Raw genomic sequence first — 15,218 nt, 5'->3', positions numbered from 1 at the left:
TATGAAAATGGGATGATAATCTGCATGAAAAAGATACTATTATCCCTTTTTGCAGTTTTATTTTTAGGACTTGCTCTAAATTGTTCCGCCGTACCAGATAAAAATCCGTCCCTTCAACGACAATGGATGTTGATTTCTTTTAACGGATTTTCTAAAGACCAGTTGATGGCCAATAAAGCTGAAGTTAATTTAACAGGCAAGATGGAAAAAGGTAAAATTCAGGGAAGTGCCTTTATGGGATGTAACCGGATGTCATTTACTTCCGAATTTAAAAAAGAAGGAAAAGTGAAAATTTCTCAAGGAGTAAGTACGATGATGGCCTGCCAGGATATGAATCTGGAAACTTCTTTTCAGAAGAAATTTGAAACCATGACAAAATATACAGTTGAAGGACATTTTCTTACTCTGTCTGATGATCATGGAAACTCCATGAAGTTTGTTGCTGCAGACTGGGACTAACCTTCCGGTATTGAAATATAAAAGTCCGCTGTGTAGCGGACTTCTTTTTGGTTTGAAAAATCTGGTTGGGTTATCAGTTTTTTGGGCTATTAGTTTTTGAGTGTCATTAGTTTTTGGGAATAGTTTTTTTTATTTCCTCAAGGGTTGCCGTGTTGGGTAACCCGATCATTGTATTATTTGTGTTCCTAGAATTTTTTATACTATGATTTGCCTGTCTGTTGGGAATTGTTCTTTTTATGTCTTCAAGACTAGCTGTACTGGGAAGTAACTGCCCAGAATTATTATCAGCTGGAGCCTTGGATTTTGAAGCTTGTTGTTTTACTTCCAGCCCGTGATCAGAAACAAGTCCTGTCTGAGTGTTTTTTTTCTCTGCATTTTCCTGAGTGTCTTTCAGAATTTTTGCTTCATGCTCCTTAATCTGTTTTACGGCCAATGTCTGGTCTTCTGCCGGAGCTGCCTTTTTGCTTTCCTGGGCATAAGCAATAGTGCTTAAAAACAATAACGGGATGATATATGCTATTTTCATGATAGTTTATTTTATGTTGACTAATACTTGAATTTTTCCAATCTCTTTTTGGTCATAATCCTGAAGTGCCTTTCCGATAACCTGTCCTATTCTTACCTTATTGAGATCAGCTTTCATAGCAATCCCGGTTTTGGATGAAGTTACCAAAAGATCTCCTCGTTTTATTTTACCGTTTTCCAGACATACTTTGGTTGGAATAACTCCAATCACTCCCATAGGAACTTTATCCGAAAGATCAGCATCAATATGTTCCTCTGTAAGAAGAACCCCGGGCTTGGTAGCATATACTCCTGCAACTAAATTTGAATAAGGTTTTGAAGATTTTTCAACCGTTCTGTCAGAGCTTGTTGAGATCACAAGGATATCCCCGGATTCATATTCAGAAACAGATCCCTCTACATCAAATGCTTCAGCAACGTCTGCACCACTGTTTTGAGTTCCTCCGTTGAAGAAGCCTCTTCCTGTATTATCTATACGGGCAACATTTACAGTTCCTGGGTTTCCGGATTTGAATAGAGCGAGAGATCCAGCACTATGAGTTTCTACGGTAAGAGCAGGGTTGGTATTGGCTGTGTTGAAATTGATAAATCTTGCTGCACGTCCGTTACCAAAGTTGGGTACCCACGCGAAGATGGCACTTCCCGTTCCGTCTGCAGTGGTTTCAACACCATCCCCTCCATTTGAAGCATTAGCAGTGATCCCGTTTCCGTTACCATCTGCAATGGCAATAAGGGCAGGTCCATTTCCAGAAGGGTTGCTGGCGTGAAATAATCCACCATATCCACCTGTTCCTGATGATACCCCATAAATACCCGCTGTTCCGAAATTAGCAAATATTGAATTCACCTCGCCTTTCACCGCAGCTGAGGTTCCCTGTGTTTTATCTACTTTAAAATTTCCTGCAATACCATTTCCTACAGTTGTTACGGTTATTACATCACTTGTATTGTTTTCATTAAAAATATTAAATCTTCCTGCACGTCCGGTTGAAAAGGATGGGACCCATGCATAAAGGGCATTTCCGGCACCATCAATATTGGTTTCTACACCATTTCCATCTTTACCAGCGTTGGCTGTTATTGCATTTCCATTTCCGTCTGTTAGGGCTATTAATGAAGCTCCGTTTCCAGAGGGGTTTGATGCATAGAATAATCCTGCTCGGCCTCCTGTTCCTGATGATACCCCGAAAATACCAGCAGCACCAAAGTTTCCGAAAATAGTATTTACTTCTCCTCTTACTGCCGCTCCAACACTGTTGGTATTGTCAACAAGAAAAGAGGCTGCATTCCCTTGAGTATTGTCAGGAATATTCCCGTTACCATTGGTTTCTACCTCCAAAATATTTCCTGAAGTATTGGTTTGATTAACGTTTTCAAATCTTCCTGCACGCCCTGTACTGTTGTTTATTCCAACCTGTCCATAAACACCGATACCTGTTCCGGATGTATTGGTTGCAATAAATCCTCTCACTCCATATCCACCACCATCATTACGTCCCACTACAGCTCCGGCAATATCACTGGTTGTTAATCCCACTACAGCTTCTCCATTTCCTGTGTTGCTGCCAAGAACCCCCGCAGATGATTGGGCAGAGGCAGTCCCACGAAGAGCAATACCGGCACCCGTTGAACTTGCCACCCCATGTCCGGTTCCGGAAGTGGTAACATTTACAACAACTCCGTTTCCTACAGTAGAGGCATTGAGAACATTGTTGGCGTTCGCATTATTGAAAATAGACATACTGGCTGGAATTCCATTGTTACTGGTTGCTGTAAGACCGGTACCTGTGTTACTGTTGGCATAAACTCCGGTTCCGTTAGCACTGGAATTTCCATATACTCCTAAACCGTTGGGAGTTACGCCGTACACTCCCCATCCGCTTCCGTTCTGGCTTCCCCAGACCCCTACGCCAAGTCCGCCGGTTCCGTTATTGATCCCACGTACCCCAGAAGAAAAACCTCCAGGAGCCGTGCTGGTAACAACACCTCTTACGGCTGCAATGCTTGACGTTGCTGAATTGTTATTCCCCTCTACAGAGGTTCCATCACCATCATTAGTCAATGAAAACAAAGTAGAGGCATTATTTACTGTATTGGCATAAGGAATTGTAAAAGTTCCGCCGCTGCTTCCTGCAGATTTTGCATACATGGCGTATGGTACACTCAACAGCTGAGAGGTTCCTGTTATGGTGTAAGTAGTTCCTCCTGACGGGTCTGTTTCTGTTTTTAAATAATAGTTTCCTGAAGGCCAGTCGATGGTAGAAAATGTTCCAGAAAGAACTGTTCCTGTTCCTATTTCCAAAGTAACAAGTCCGTTAACATTGGTGTTTCCTGTAAGTCTTTCAGAATAAACAGATGGGCCTGCAGCCGATCCCTGTAATATACTTAATCTTATCGCAATAGCCTGATTGCTTAATATCTGTCCGGAACCATTTCTTACGACAGCCTGATAGCTCATTTTTTCTGGAGCCTGCGAAAGTCCCATAAAGAGACCAGACAGGATTCCAAACAATAATAATATTTTTTTCATGGTGGTTATTTTTTGATGATTTTAAATGTTTTGAGGTTTTCTCCATGCTGAGTAATCCTAATGATATATAGGGCAGACGGTAGAGAAGAGAAGTTGAGCTCAGATTTTGACTGTACAATTACATCCTTTTTAATGAGCTTACCTTGAGCATCAAATAGATGATATTCTGCATCTTTATAGTTACCTGAAGTAAAATCCAGATACAAAAAGTCTTTGAAGGGATTAGGATAAATTAAGATACCCTCCGAATTTGATGAAGTTTCACGGGTGGTAAGTGCAATGATTTCGTAAGGCTGCTGTACGCCTTCCAGAATTTGGTCTCCGGCTCCTTTATAAAGGTAGGCAGTCTGGCCTATACTGTAGGAAACCGAACCATTTCCGCCTGATGCATCTATTCCGGTTGCTAAAACTGCTGACTGAGCATGCAGGAATGAGAGGGAAAATAGAGGGAGCACGAGGCAATAAATAAATGTTTTTTTCATGGATAACAGTTTTTAGATTACTAATGGAAAGTTATTTTCTATGGGGGAATTTGGGAAGACTAAATTACTCCCTATCATAATCGAATAATAGAAAAATAGACCAACGACAGAAATAATCGACCAATGGCGATTTGTGAATTATTTTTAAAATTCAGTTGGTTGTTAAGGCTTAAAAAAAGAGAGGTTGTCCTTATAGGTTCTGCCGATAGGAAGCTTGATATGGTGTATCAATTCTATTTCATGACAGTTTTTCCCGCGGATGAGGTGGCGAGGTACGGCGTAGCTTCTGTGTATTCTCACAAAGGAGTCAAAAAAATTTTTATGGAGAAGATTCCCCAAAGAGTCCAGAATACAATGCTTCTTTTCAAGCGTAATGATTCGGGTATAATCCTTTAATGCTTCCAGATAAAGAATGTCTGTTTTTCTGACCTGAAAAATATTTCCGCTTTCCTTGAGATTAATGAAGTCCTGTCCCAAGATGGCGTCATAACATTCACATTTTTCTTTAACTTTAAAAAAGTCAAAAAGCTTTTGCATGGAGTAGTGAAACCGTTCCGTGGTTAAGGGCTTCGTAATAAAGTCAAGGGTATTCATCTCAAAAACACTGGCGGCAAGTGCCGGATGAGAGCTTACGAAGATACATGCGGGGATTTTATGAGCTAATTTCCTAAGTTCAAGACCGCTCATTCCCTTTAAATTCGTCTCTGTGATGAGAAGATCAATGGGAAGTTCAAGATAAGGAATTGCTTTTTCAGCCGAATCGAAAGATGCGACAATTTCTATGTTCTCGTACTGTTTGATATAGCGCTGAAGAACCAGTCTGTCCAGTTCATCATCATCAATAATCATACATCTAATATGGGTAATCATGATCTTCTGGATATTAATTTTTTAATTCAAATGTTTAAAAATCAGAAAATTGTTATATAAAGTTATTGATTTTTTAAACAATAATAAAGCGATAACCTTAAATTTATATTAAAAAATGTTATTAAATAAAATTTGATTTTGTTTTTTTTCTGAAAAATATTATCTTGTAAAAATCATAAACATAGACAGAACTTAATGTTAGAAAAGAAAGAACATAATTATGAGAAAGCAGTCTTGGTGGGGATTATTACTCAAAATCAAGACGAAGAAAAACTGGTGGAGTACATGGATGAACTGGAGTTTTTAGCTTTCACTGCTGGAGCAACTGTAGAAAAGCGCTTCACTCAAAAATTAACACAGCCTGATTCCAAAACCTTTATCGGGAGTGGAAAAGCACTCGAAATAAAAGAATATGTAAAAGAAAACGAAATCGGAACAGTAATTTTTGACGATGAACTTTCTCCTTCACAGCTTAAAAACCTGGAAAGAGAAATGGAGGTTAAAATTTTGGACCGTACCAATCTTATTCTTGACATTTTTGCACAGCGAGCACAAACTTCCTATGCGAGAACTCAGGTAGAATTGGCCCAATATCAATATCTTTTGCCTCGTTTGACAAGAATGTGGACTCACTTGGAGCGTCAAAAAGGAGGAATCGGGATGAGAGGTCCCGGTGAAACGGAAATTGAGACTGACCGTCGTATTATTCGTGACAGAATCACTTTGCTGAAAGATAAATTAAAGACCATCGATAAGCAAATGGCTACTCAGCGTAACAACCGCGGAAAAGTCGTTCGTGCAGCTTTGGTAGGATATACCAATGTTGGAAAGTCTACCTTGATGAATTCTCTTTCAAAATCTGAGGTGTTTGCGGAAAACAAATTATTTGCAACACTGGATACTACTGTACGAAAAGTGGTGATCGGAAACTTGCCGTTCCTGCTTACCGATACTGTAGGGTTTATCAGAAAACTTCCTACTCAATTGGTAGAATCTTTTAAATCTACATTGGATGAGGTTCGTGAAGCAGATCTTCTGATTCATGTGGTAGATATTTCCCATGAAAGTTTTGAAGACCATATTGCTTCTGTTAATCAGATTTTAATGGATATCAATGCTCATCAGAAACCAATGATCATGGTGTTCAATAAGATTGACGATTTCAGCTATGAGAAGAAAGATGAAGATGATTTGACCCCTAGTTCAAAGAAGAATATTTCTCTTGAAGAATGGAAAAAAACATGGATGGCGAAATCCAAGTATCCTACTGTTTTCATCTCTGCACTTACAAAGGAGAATTTTCCGGAAATGAAAAAAATGATCTATGATGAGGTGATGAAGATTCATATTTCAAGATTTCCTTACAACGATTTCCTTTTCGAGTATTTTGAGGACGAAGAGGAAGAAAACAACAATTAATGAAATATTACTTTTTCCTTTTATTCATGATGTTTTCGGTTTTTGGGTTCAGCCAGAAATCAAAAGTGGATTTTAAAGCCATCGAGAAAAGTTTCAAAAACTCTGATTCTCCGTATAAATATGAGAAGCTTATTTTTAAGTACAAAGGATATCCAAAGTCTCTGGACAGTATAGAGTCTCAATATCTTTATTACGGAAGAAATTTCAGGACAGATAAAGTAACTACTTCAGACGAGGCTTTCACAAGTCTGACAGAAGCTTTTAAGCAAAATAATTTCGAAGAATGCATCAAGCAGGGGAAGATCTTGTATGATAAAGATCCTACCAATCTGGATATCCTGCTGATTCTTCTCCGGGCATATGATTCTGTAAAGGATGGAAATAATTTTATGCATCATCTGAACCAGTTTCGCTCACTTGCAGACGGAATGAAGAGTTCGGGAGACGGGAAATCTGAAAAAACAGCCTATTTGGTTAATTCTGTAGGAGATGAGTATATCTTGCTGAATATTCTAAATATAGGAAAGGATTATACAAGAGGATCAAAGCCATCCAAAGACGGGATGTTTGATGTTTGGGAAAAGGAGGGGCAGAAAATCTATATTAAGGTCCTTTATTTAGATATTTAGAACTATAAATTAATTAAAAAAACACTTAGTGGAATTATATTATTCATTTTCAGCATTAATCGTATTAGCATCTATATTTGCCTATCTTAATTACAGATTCTTAAAACTTCCCAGTACTATCGGAATTATGGTGATTGCCATTGTGGTTTCTATTTTCCTGGTTATGTTCGGAGAAGCGGTACTTCCAAGAACATTCGGACACCTTAATAATCTGATGGAAAGTATTGATTTCACAGAAATTCTGATGGGAGCCATGTTGAACTTCCTTCTCTTTGCCGGAGGAATTCATATTAATATTAATGATCTTAAAGAACAGTTCAGGCCTGTACTGATATTTTCCACAGTGGGAGTTGTGATTTCCACTTTTGTGGTCGGTTTCGGTATGTTTTATCTGTTGCCTTATTTAGGGGTTAATCTTCCTTTTATCTACTGTTTGGTATTTGGAGCCTTGATTTCGCCTACGGATCCTGTAGCGGTATTAAGTGTACTGAAGCAGGCTAAGGTTTCCAAGTCTCTGGAAACAAAAGTTGCGGGAGAATCACTTTTCAATGATGGTATGGCGGTTGTGGTCTTTACGGTTGTTCTTCAGTTGGCCATAGGAAAAGAAGTAGATCTGGGGGTTGAAAGTATTGGTTTACTTTTACTTAAAGAAGCAGGAGGAGGTATTTTATTAGGAGTTTTACTTGGCTGGGTTACTTCAAGGCTTATGCGTGAAGTGGATGATTATATTATTTCCGTGCTAGTGACGCTTTCTGTGGTAATGGGTGGTTATCTTATTGCAAGACAGATGCATATTTCAGGACCATTAACGATGGTGGCGGCAGGATTATTCATGGGGAATTTCAATAGAAGTTTCAAAATGAAGTCCGTGACCCAAGATTATCTGATTAAATTCTGGGAACTGATTGACGAAATCCTGAATGCCGTATTATTCCTGTTTATAGGGTTTGAACTTTTGATGATTAAAGACCTGAAACACTTTATGATTCCTGGAGTTTTAGCCATTGCTGTCGTTTTGTTTGCAAGATTTATTTCAATCTGGGGACCTACGAAGTTCACATCCTTAAGAAAAAGCTTTAGCCCACAAACTGTAAAAGTATTGGTTTGGGGAGGAATTCGTGGAGGTGTTTCTATTGCACTGGCCATGTCTATTCCTAAGAGTGAATACAGTGAAATTATCCTAAGTATTACCTATTGTGTAGTTGTGTTTTCCATCATTGTTCAGGGGCTTACCATTGCTAAGGTGGCTAATCCAAATCAAATAGCCAAGGAAGAGGAGGAGCAGGAAAGCATTGCGCTGGAAGAGAAAGTATAATGTTGATAGTAAAAAATTAACAATAATTCAAAATGAGCAGCATTGTTAAAGATATAAAAGAAGCATTAGCCGTTTTATCCATTCCTGAAAAAGCAGAATTCTTTCCAAGGTTTTTCAAAACAGGGAAAGGGGAATATGGTGAGGGAGACTTGTTTCTGGGAGTGAAAGTTCCAGATCAGAGATCCGTAGCCAGGGAGTACTACTCAAAACTCAATTTAGAAGAACTGAGTGAGCTGCTTTCATCAAAATATCATGAACATCGGCTGACGGCTCTTTTTATGCTGATCTTGAAGTTTGAGAAAACAAAAGACAATGCAATAAAGGATGAAATTGTAGCATTTTATCTTAATCACCTTAAATATGTTAACAATTGGGATTTAGTAGATTCCAGCTGCTATAAAATTTTAGGCAGATATGCTTATGAAAATAAGAAAGAGGGCCTTTTGAGGGACCTTTCGGAGGCAGAGGAGATGTGGCATAAGCGAATTGCTGTTGTAGGAACAATGCATTACGTGAAAAAGGGATCTTATGACCTTACGAAGGAATTTGTAACCAGAAACCTAAAGCATTCCCACGATCTGATGCATAAGGCAAACGGATGGCTGCTTCGGGAAATGGGTAACAAAAACGAAAAAGAATTAATCAGCTATCTGGATACCTATTATAAAGAAATGCCAAGAACCTGCCTGCGGTATGCCATAGAAAAACTGGATGAAGAGGTAAGACAGGATTATTTAAAAGGGCGTATTTAAAAAAATAAAAGCATAATAGCATCGTTTTCGCTTCTTGAAAAACTACCTGAAAACAGCTATTTATATCCAAAAAATCAAAGATTGTAAGAGTTTAAGGCCGAAATTGAGTAATTTTGTCGCTTTAAGCCCAATCATGAAAAATATTCTTAAGTTTTGTCTTCTGTTTTTACCTTTTCTTTTGCTGACAAGCTGTTTTGATATTCTGGACAAGATTAATCTAAAAGCTGACGGAACAGGAGAATATACTGTTATTCTTAATGCAAGTAAAAGCAAAACAAGACTCGCTTCAATTTCTAAAATGGAAACCATTAATGGAAAAAAGGTTCCCAAAAAGTCAGAAATTGAAAATAAAATCAATGAAGCAGCTAAAATTTTCAAAGGAACACCAGGCATCAGTAATGTTAAAACCTCTATGGATTTTGATAATTACATCATCAAACTGAGCTGTAATTTTAAGAAAGTTGAAAATGTCAATGCCGGACTAGAAAAGCTAAAAGCCCAAAGTATACTGGGTAAAATGATTCCTACACAGATCTACAGTCAGGATCTTCAAAAAAAGGTATTGACAAGAAACAAAGTAAATACATTCAAGGCGGATTATGACAAGATGAGTAAAGCTGACAAAGAGGTTTTTAATGGCGCCACATACACTTCTGTAATGCAGTTTGAAAGCATTGTAAAATCCCAGACCAACAGCGGCTATCTGCTTTCTCCCAATAAAAAAGCCGTAAAAATGGATGCTGACATCCTAGAGGTAATTCTTCAGAAAAAACAATTACAAAATACCATTCTTTTCCAATAAATTTCTAACATTCAACCATGAAATATATATTCTTAAAAACACAAAAAATTATTTTATTACTCTTTGGCTTTACCATCGCTTTAGCTCAAAATAGTATGAAAGTACCCAATGATGCTATATTTTATATGGAAGTCAATGGGAAACAACTTAATAACAAAATCAATTGGAATAAACTGAACCCTTTGCTGCATGAGTTAAGTAAAAAGAGCAAAGAAAAACTTTCATGGACGGACTATTCCAAAACGGGAATTAAATATGATGCCGTTCAGTATCATTATGCCATCATTAATGATTCCATAAAGACCTACCACACTCATTTTATCATCGATAATAAAGATAAGTTTCAGGAATTCATTGATTCCGTCAAGAAAAAAGGACAGGAAACATCCAAAAGAAATAGTTATTCCTACGTTGATGTAGATGATGATGTTTTTGTTGCATGGAATGGAACACGTGCAGTCCTTAGTATGATAAGCTATAATAAGCCCTATAAAGACCTTTGGAAAGATGAGGCAGTAGTGGTTGCAGACAGTACAGCTGTAGAGGTTGATAGTGTAGCTATTGATGAAGCTTACAGCGAAGAAGTGGCAAAACCTTTTGATTATAAAGATGAAATAAAGAGCCTGAAAGAAGATATTCTATATCTGAAAGAAAGCATCAAAGATAACAATAAGGAGATCGCAAGAATTCAGAAAGATATTAAATACCTGCAAAAACATCACCAATATCCCAAAGAAAAAGAAGAGGCATTAACACCTGAACAAGAAGGAGAGGAAAGCTATGGTTCGGAGTATGATGATGCTGAATCAGAGAAAGCTTTTCAAAAAGAGCAGGATTCAATTCGCAGAGAGAACTTTAAGGTTGTAAAAAAATATGCTGAAGATCATTTTGACGGATATTTCAGTTCCAATCTGGAACTGGAAGCTTCTAAAGAGATGTTGACTTTCAGAGATGCAAATTCAGATGTTTTCGTTTATACAGATTATGGAAGAATCTTCAATGACGGAATTTACGGTAAAATGATGGATCGCTACGATTTCGGACAGGTATTCCAAAATATGTACAACTCAAATTCTGCCTATAACCTGTATTTTGACAAAGACAAAGTAAAACTGATCAATAATTATCAGCACAAGAATGCTGAGATTCAGAAAAACATTGCATCTATTTATAAAGGAAAGAAAAATAAAAAGCTTCTGCAACTCATCAATGAAAAAAGCGTGGGTTACTACGCCGTTAATGTAAGTGGAGGGAAGTGTTTTGATTTGATGTACAGCCTTCTTCAGGAAACAGGAGACGACAGTAAGTACAAAAAGGAGATGGAACTGATCATGGAGACCATGAAAATTATTTTGGATGAAGAAGCTATTGCTAAAATTGCACCAGGAAACGGAATCTTCGTCTTAAATGAACTAAAGTCTAAAAAAGTAGAATATACGGATTACGAATACGATGAAGATTATAATGAAAAAGAAGTAAAGAAAACCAAAGATGTAGCGGTTCCTAACTTTACTTTTGCTTTCGCAACGGAGAATGAGGGCTACTGGAAACGTATTTTTAATCTATTAATAACTAATAAAAAGCTGGCTAAGAAATTTACAAAAACAGGAGAGTTTTATTCTTTTAAAGAAAATGAAAAGGCAGCAGGATACGTTGATCAATTGTTCTTTACAATAAAAGACGGCATTGTATATGCGACGAGTTCTACAGAAAACATTCTTCCTGCAACTCAATCTGATGTTTCTAAAAAATGGGCAAAGGACTCTTCAAAATATCCTTTATCCGGAAGACTGGATCTGCAGAAACTTTTAATTGGCTTAGATAAAGAGTTCAAAAGCCCTTCGGAAAGAAAAACATTGGATCTTTTCAGAAAAAATGTAGGTGAACTGTATTATAAAACGGAAGTGAAGGGAGAGAGCATACAAACAGAAATGAATTACAATATTAAAAATTCTTCTGAAAACAGTCTGATGTATTTCTTTGACCTGTTTAATGAGTTTTTCAAAATAAAAGATTCGGAAAAAAAATTACCGGTATTGTAAATGAATAAGAAGAAAGTTTTTGCCTCGTTAATTCTGTTACTCGCTATAGCAGCTTATTTTGTGCTTTTTTATAAGGATAAGAAGCTTAAATTCATCCCTGAAAATGCTGATGCGGTTGTTTTAATAGACGTGAAGAATCTGACGAGGCAATATATTTTCAGCCTGATTACCCATCCTTCACAATGGGGAGGTAAAACAAAAGGAAAAAGTTCGGCTTCTCTGAGAGAGTCGGGGATTATAATTCCGGATTTTTTACAAATGTTCCATCTTAAAGGAACAGGTTTTTCAGATTGGTACAGTGTTATAGAACTTCAAGATCCGAAGAAATTTATTGAATTTTTAAAGCAGCAAAAGTTTGCAGATAAAGGCAAGAATGTTTTTCAAAAGGATCATGTTTTTCTTAGCATAGAAGGTGAAAAATGCATTGTAGGAACCTCCGATTCGGGCTTTGGAGTCATCAGCAAACATATTTTTCAGACTTCACCCAAAAACATTTTAAGCGCAGATCAGTTTATTCAGAATACGGTGGGGAGTATTTCTTTTCTTTCGGGGCCGAAAATCCGGAATTTTTCTATTGAGCTAAAAGATGATGAAATTGAAATACAAAACAGCCCCAATCCGGAAATGGTAAATGCCATTGTCTCTACATTACAACACAGAAACCACTTTTTAGAAGCAGAATTAAATGCCGATAACATAAAAAACGTGACCCGTTTTTTTAATATAAATAAAGGTGACTCAATATCCATCAACCATTTTAAAGCGACTGCGGATCTTGAACAGGTAAATGATACCATCATCACTTATGGCTATGATGATAACTTTAACGAAGTTGAAGAAAAAACGTATCAGAAGATTGTACAGCCAAACTACATTATTGATTTTCAAAGTAAGGTTCCTGAAAAAACATGGGACTATTTTCAAGCTAAAAAATGGACGAATAGCCAAAATCAATTCACGGTGATTCCTTTTCAGCCTAATAATGTCAGCAAAAATAGTACAGGAATTATTGTAAAGTCTGTCAGGAAACCAATACAGCAATCTCCTAAACTGGGAAAAAACTATATCTTCATCAAAAACAGTGAAATGCTTTTCTCTTCTTTGAATGTGCTAAGTAAAACTGAAAAAAGAATTATTTCCGATATAGAATATGTCTTTTATGGTAATGAGGCTCAAAATTATTGGGTTAAACTAAAGGCTAAGAATGGAAAATTACCCTTAATTTTACGGTGGTAAGTTTAAAAACCGAATAAAATTATTCTAATGGCTCCATCAGATATCGCATTGCTCAAAACCTTTACTCATTATTTTTTGCATCTTGTTTTTCCTGTCTTTATTGCATTGGTTTTTTATCGTAAAAATTGGAAAAAGGCATATTTTATTCTTCTTGCCACAATGGTGGTAGATCTAGACCATCTTTTTGCCAATCCAATCTTTGATCCTTCAAGAGAAAGTATAGGTTTTCATTTTTTACATTCTTATTATGCTATTGCGGTGTATTTTTTGCTGCTGTTCTTTAAAGGAAATATAAGAATTATAGGAATTGGCCTTTTGTTTCATATGTTCACAGATTATCAGGACTTTAACTTCTGGCCTCATTAAAATATTATTAATATTTTCTTTTAATATTTCAAAAGTTATAGATTTTTTGTATTTTGTAGTCACTTTATGAAACTTAGAGAACTTTTACATTATACCTATATTTTTCCTGTCCTTGCGGTAGGATACTACTTTTCCGGACTCATGGGAACTGACGTTATGCAGGATGTTATTGCCGGGATTTTACTTATTGGAAGCGTTTTATCGGCAGTGCATCATGCAGAAGTAGTTGCACATAAAGTAGGGGAACCTTTCGGGACCATTATTTTAGCCCTTTGTATCACCATTATTGAAGTTGCGTTAATCATCTCGCTCATGGTGGCCGGCGGAGATCAGGCGATCACGCTGGCAAGAGACACCGTTTTTGCTGCCGTCATGCTAATTCTCAACGGAATTTTAGGAATCTGTATTCTGGTAGGTGGCGTTAAATATCATGAACAGTTCTTTGCAAGAACTTCTGCCACCACTTATCTGGTGAGTATTGTTTCAATCCTTATCCTTACTTTGGTCCTGCCTAATTTTACTTCAAGCGTCAACGGACCTTTCTACAACGAAGCTCAGCTTATTTTTATATCTATTGCCTGTCTTGTAATCTATGGTGTTTTCCTGATGGTGCAGACCCTGCGCCACAGAAGCTATTTTATAGTTCCTGACGAGCATCCTGAAGAACATTATATACCTACATTAACTAAAACCCTTATAAGCTTTGTCTTTTTGGTGGTTTGCTTGGTTATTGTAGTTCTTATGGCAAAAGGTTTATCTGGAACCATTGAAGATATGGTACGAAGTCTGGGAGCACCAAAATCCCTTGTAGGAGTTATTATTGCTGCTGTAGTTCTTCTTCCGGAGGGGGTGGCAGCTATTAGAGCCGCAAGAAGTAATCAGATTCAGTCTAGCTTAAACCTGGCACTTGGATCAGCGCTTGCAAGTATAGGACTTACCATTCCGGCGGTATCTGCCGTTTGTATTATGTATGATATCCCTTTGGTTTTAGGATTGGATAAAAAAGATGTAATTCTGCTTTCCTTATCTGTATTTATCGTAATGCTTTCCTTGAGCCGAGGAAAAACCAATATCCTTTATGGTACAGTTCTATTGGTGAATCTGGCAGCCTATATATTTACGGTGATTGTTCCTTAAAAGAAGCTACAAAGAATTTAAAACTTGAGCGGGAGTTCTATTTTTACCTTATTTTGGATATTTAAATAACAAAAAAAGACCTACAATCTTTATGATGATTGTAAGCCCCTTTATTTAATGTATGTCACTGTTAATCTTGTATTTCCCAAAGCTCTCCTTCTCCCTGATAACCATTTTGTAACCACATTTTATCAAAAGCGTGGCTCAATGTTTTTCCTACTTCTTTACCATAGCAGTTAAAAGAAACTTTATTTGGGCTGTGTACTTTCATTTCCCATTCTTCTCCTTCTCCCTGGATACCTTTCTGAAGCCATAATTTGTCAAAAGCATGGCTTAAGTATAATCCACTTTCCTTACTGATGCATCTTAGGGCAACTCTGTTATTTGATAATTCTTCAAGAATAAAGACTTCCCCTAATCCCTGAATGCCATTTTGAAGGAATACATTTCCATTCCCATGACTTAAGAATTTTCCTTTTTCTTTTCCTTGAGCTTGTAATAATACTACTGTAGCTGTTTTTACATTTTCTTTGATAAGTTCCATGATTTCTGAGTTTTTTAGTTTCCTACTCTAATTGCTTTTCGGATACCGCAATCAAAATTTGATTTATAAGACGTCTGTAGTAATTTTGATAGGGTAAAGGTATAGATTAA

The 15,218-nt window shown here is 36.9% G+C and carries 15 protein-coding genes; 10 read left to right on the top strand and 5 right to left on the bottom strand.

All coding sequences use genetic code 11. The annotated features are described in order from the left end of the window. Nucleotides 1-24 precede the first annotated feature (24 nt). Entirely contained in the window at nucleotides 25-459 is a 435-nt protein-coding gene (locus C7D53_RS14215) for an META domain-containing protein (protein ID WP_162926178.1), read from the top strand. A 106-nt stretch (nucleotides 460-565) separates the two neighbouring features. Here the strand turns inward: C7D53_RS14215 and C7D53_RS14210 are convergent, their stop codons facing one another. The 4 genes from C7D53_RS14210 to C7D53_RS14195 all read right to left on the bottom strand — a co-directional run bounded on the left by C7D53_RS14210 (nucleotide 566) and on the right by C7D53_RS14195 (nucleotide 4,866). Continuing rightward, on the bottom strand, nucleotides 566-985 hold the full coding sequence (locus tag C7D53_RS14210) for a hypothetical protein (RefSeq protein ID WP_106917092.1): 420 nt from the start codon (nucleotides 983-985) through the stop codon (nucleotides 566-568). A 6-nt stretch (nucleotides 986-991) separates the two neighbouring features. Beyond that, the gene (locus tag C7D53_RS14205) at nucleotides 992-3,514 is read right to left on the bottom strand and encodes a beta strand repeat-containing protein (protein WP_106917091.1); all 2,523 of its coding nucleotides are present in this window, start codon (nucleotides 3,512-3,514) and stop codon (nucleotides 992-994) included. 5 nt (nucleotides 3,515-3,519) lie between these two features. Continuing rightward, nucleotides 3,520-3,996: a T9SS type A sorting domain-containing protein gene (locus C7D53_RS14200; RefSeq protein ID WP_106917090.1), complete on the bottom strand. Its 477-nt coding sequence runs from the start codon at nucleotides 3,994-3,996 to the stop codon at nucleotides 3,520-3,522. A 162-nt stretch (nucleotides 3,997-4,158) separates the two neighbouring features. After that, complete coding sequence (locus C7D53_RS14195; protein ID WP_228422354.1) at nucleotides 4,159-4,866, bottom strand: LytR/AlgR family response regulator transcription factor; 708 nt, start codon at nucleotides 4,864-4,866, stop codon at nucleotides 4,159-4,161. Nucleotides 4,867-5,061: 195 nt separating this feature from the next. On the opposite strand from C7D53_RS14195, the gene hflX reads away from it, so the two are divergent. The 9 genes from hflX (at nucleotide 5,062) to C7D53_RS14150 (ending at nucleotide 14,564) form a co-directional block, all read left to right on the top strand. After that, nucleotides 5,062-6,285 (top strand): GTPase HflX, encoded by a 1,224-nt coding sequence (gene hflX / locus C7D53_RS14190; RefSeq protein WP_106917089.1) that lies wholly within the window; start codon nucleotides 5,062-5,064, stop codon nucleotides 6,283-6,285. Next, the gene (locus C7D53_RS14185) at nucleotides 6,285-6,914 is read left to right on the top strand and encodes a DUF4919 domain-containing protein (protein WP_106917088.1); all 630 of its coding nucleotides are present in this window, start codon (nucleotides 6,285-6,287) and stop codon (nucleotides 6,912-6,914) included. The genes hflX and C7D53_RS14185 overlap by 1 nt, the downstream gene beginning before the upstream one ends. Nucleotides 6,915-6,942: 28 nt before the next feature. Further along, the gene (locus C7D53_RS14180; RefSeq protein ID WP_106917087.1) at nucleotides 6,943-8,229 is read left to right on the top strand and encodes a cation:proton antiporter; all 1,287 of its coding nucleotides are present in this window, start codon (nucleotides 6,943-6,945) and stop codon (nucleotides 8,227-8,229) included. A 32-nt stretch (nucleotides 8,230-8,261) separates the two neighbouring features. Continuing rightward, the gene (locus C7D53_RS14175) at nucleotides 8,262-8,981 is read left to right on the top strand and encodes a DNA alkylation repair protein (RefSeq protein ID WP_106917086.1); all 720 of its coding nucleotides are present in this window, start codon (nucleotides 8,262-8,264) and stop codon (nucleotides 8,979-8,981) included. Between the two features lie 133 nt (nucleotides 8,982-9,114). After that, entirely contained in the window at nucleotides 9,115-9,783 is a 669-nt protein-coding gene (locus C7D53_RS14170; RefSeq protein WP_106917085.1) for a hypothetical protein, read from the top strand. Nucleotides 9,784-9,800: 17 nt separating this feature from the next. Further along, nucleotides 9,801-11,825: a hypothetical protein gene (locus C7D53_RS14165; protein WP_106917084.1), complete on the top strand. Its 2,025-nt coding sequence runs from the start codon at nucleotides 9,801-9,803 to the stop codon at nucleotides 11,823-11,825. Continuing rightward, nucleotides 11,826-13,061 carry a hypothetical protein gene (locus C7D53_RS14160; RefSeq protein ID WP_106917083.1) on the top strand — a complete coding sequence of 412 codons (1,236 nt, stop codon included), beginning with the start codon at nucleotides 11,826-11,828 and terminating at the stop codon, nucleotides 13,059-13,061. A gap of 27 nt (nucleotides 13,062-13,088) precedes the next feature. Continuing rightward, nucleotides 13,089-13,427 carry a DUF6122 family protein gene (locus tag C7D53_RS14155; protein ID WP_106917082.1) on the top strand — a complete coding sequence of 113 codons (339 nt, stop codon included), beginning with the start codon at nucleotides 13,089-13,091 and terminating at the stop codon, nucleotides 13,425-13,427. 66 nt (nucleotides 13,428-13,493) lie between these two features. Further along, a complete protein-coding gene (locus tag C7D53_RS14150; protein WP_106917081.1) occupies nucleotides 13,494-14,564 on the top strand; it encodes a calcium:proton antiporter in 1,071 nt (356 codons plus the stop codon). Nucleotides 14,565-14,694: 130 nt separating this feature from the next. Here C7D53_RS14150 and C7D53_RS14145 read toward each other — a convergent pair whose 3' ends face one another. Next, nucleotides 14,695-15,108 carry a fascin domain-containing protein gene (locus tag C7D53_RS14145; protein WP_106917080.1) on the bottom strand — a complete coding sequence of 138 codons (414 nt, stop codon included), beginning with the start codon at nucleotides 15,106-15,108 and terminating at the stop codon, nucleotides 14,695-14,697. Nucleotides 15,109-15,218: the final 110 nt, after the last annotated feature.

Origin of the sequence: Chryseobacterium aurantiacum (assembly GCF_003020585.1) — a bacterium.
GTDB lineage: Bacteria > Bacteroidota > Bacteroidia > Flavobacteriales > Weeksellaceae > Chryseobacterium > Chryseobacterium aurantiacum.
The sequence above is the reverse complement of the archived record's forward strand: the minus strand, read 5'-3'. Positions and strand labels throughout refer to the sequence as shown.

Coding starts and splice junctions, on each gene's coding strand:
- C7D53_RS14215 (WP_162926178.1), top strand. CDS start 25: ATGAAAAAGATACTATTATCCCTTTTTGCAGTTTTATTTTTAGGACTT.
- C7D53_RS14210 (WP_106917092.1), bottom strand. CDS start 985: ATGAAAATAGCATATATCATCCCGTTATTGTTTTTAAGCACTATTGCT.
- C7D53_RS14205 (WP_106917091.1), bottom strand. CDS start 3,514: ATGAAAAAAATATTATTATTGTTTGGAATCCTGTCTGGTCTCTTTATG.
- C7D53_RS14200 (WP_106917090.1), bottom strand. CDS start 3,996: ATGAAAAAAACATTTATTTATTGCCTCGTGCTCCCTCTATTTTCCCTC.
- C7D53_RS14195 (WP_228422354.1), bottom strand. CDS start 4,866: ATGATTACCCATATTAGATGTATGATTATTGATGATGATGAACTGGAC.
- hflX (WP_106917089.1), top strand. CDS start 5,062: ATGTTAGAAAAGAAAGAACATAATTATGAGAAAGCAGTCTTGGTGGGG.
- C7D53_RS14185 (WP_106917088.1), top strand. CDS start 6,285: ATGAAATATTACTTTTTCCTTTTATTCATGATGTTTTCGGTTTTTGGG.
- C7D53_RS14175 (WP_106917086.1), top strand. CDS start 8,262: ATGAGCAGCATTGTTAAAGATATAAAAGAAGCATTAGCCGTTTTATCC.
- C7D53_RS14170 (WP_106917085.1), top strand. CDS start 9,115: ATGAAAAATATTCTTAAGTTTTGTCTTCTGTTTTTACCTTTTCTTTTG.
- C7D53_RS14165 (WP_106917084.1), top strand. CDS start 9,801: ATGAAATATATATTCTTAAAAACACAAAAAATTATTTTATTACTCTTT.
- C7D53_RS14160 (WP_106917083.1), top strand. CDS start 11,826: ATGAATAAGAAGAAAGTTTTTGCCTCGTTAATTCTGTTACTCGCTATA.
- C7D53_RS14155 (WP_106917082.1), top strand. CDS start 13,089: ATGGCTCCATCAGATATCGCATTGCTCAAAACCTTTACTCATTATTTT.
- C7D53_RS14150 (WP_106917081.1), top strand. CDS start 13,494: ATGAAACTTAGAGAACTTTTACATTATACCTATATTTTTCCTGTCCTT.
- C7D53_RS14145 (WP_106917080.1), bottom strand. CDS start 15,108: ATGGAACTTATCAAAGAAAATGTAAAAACAGCTACAGTAGTATTATTA.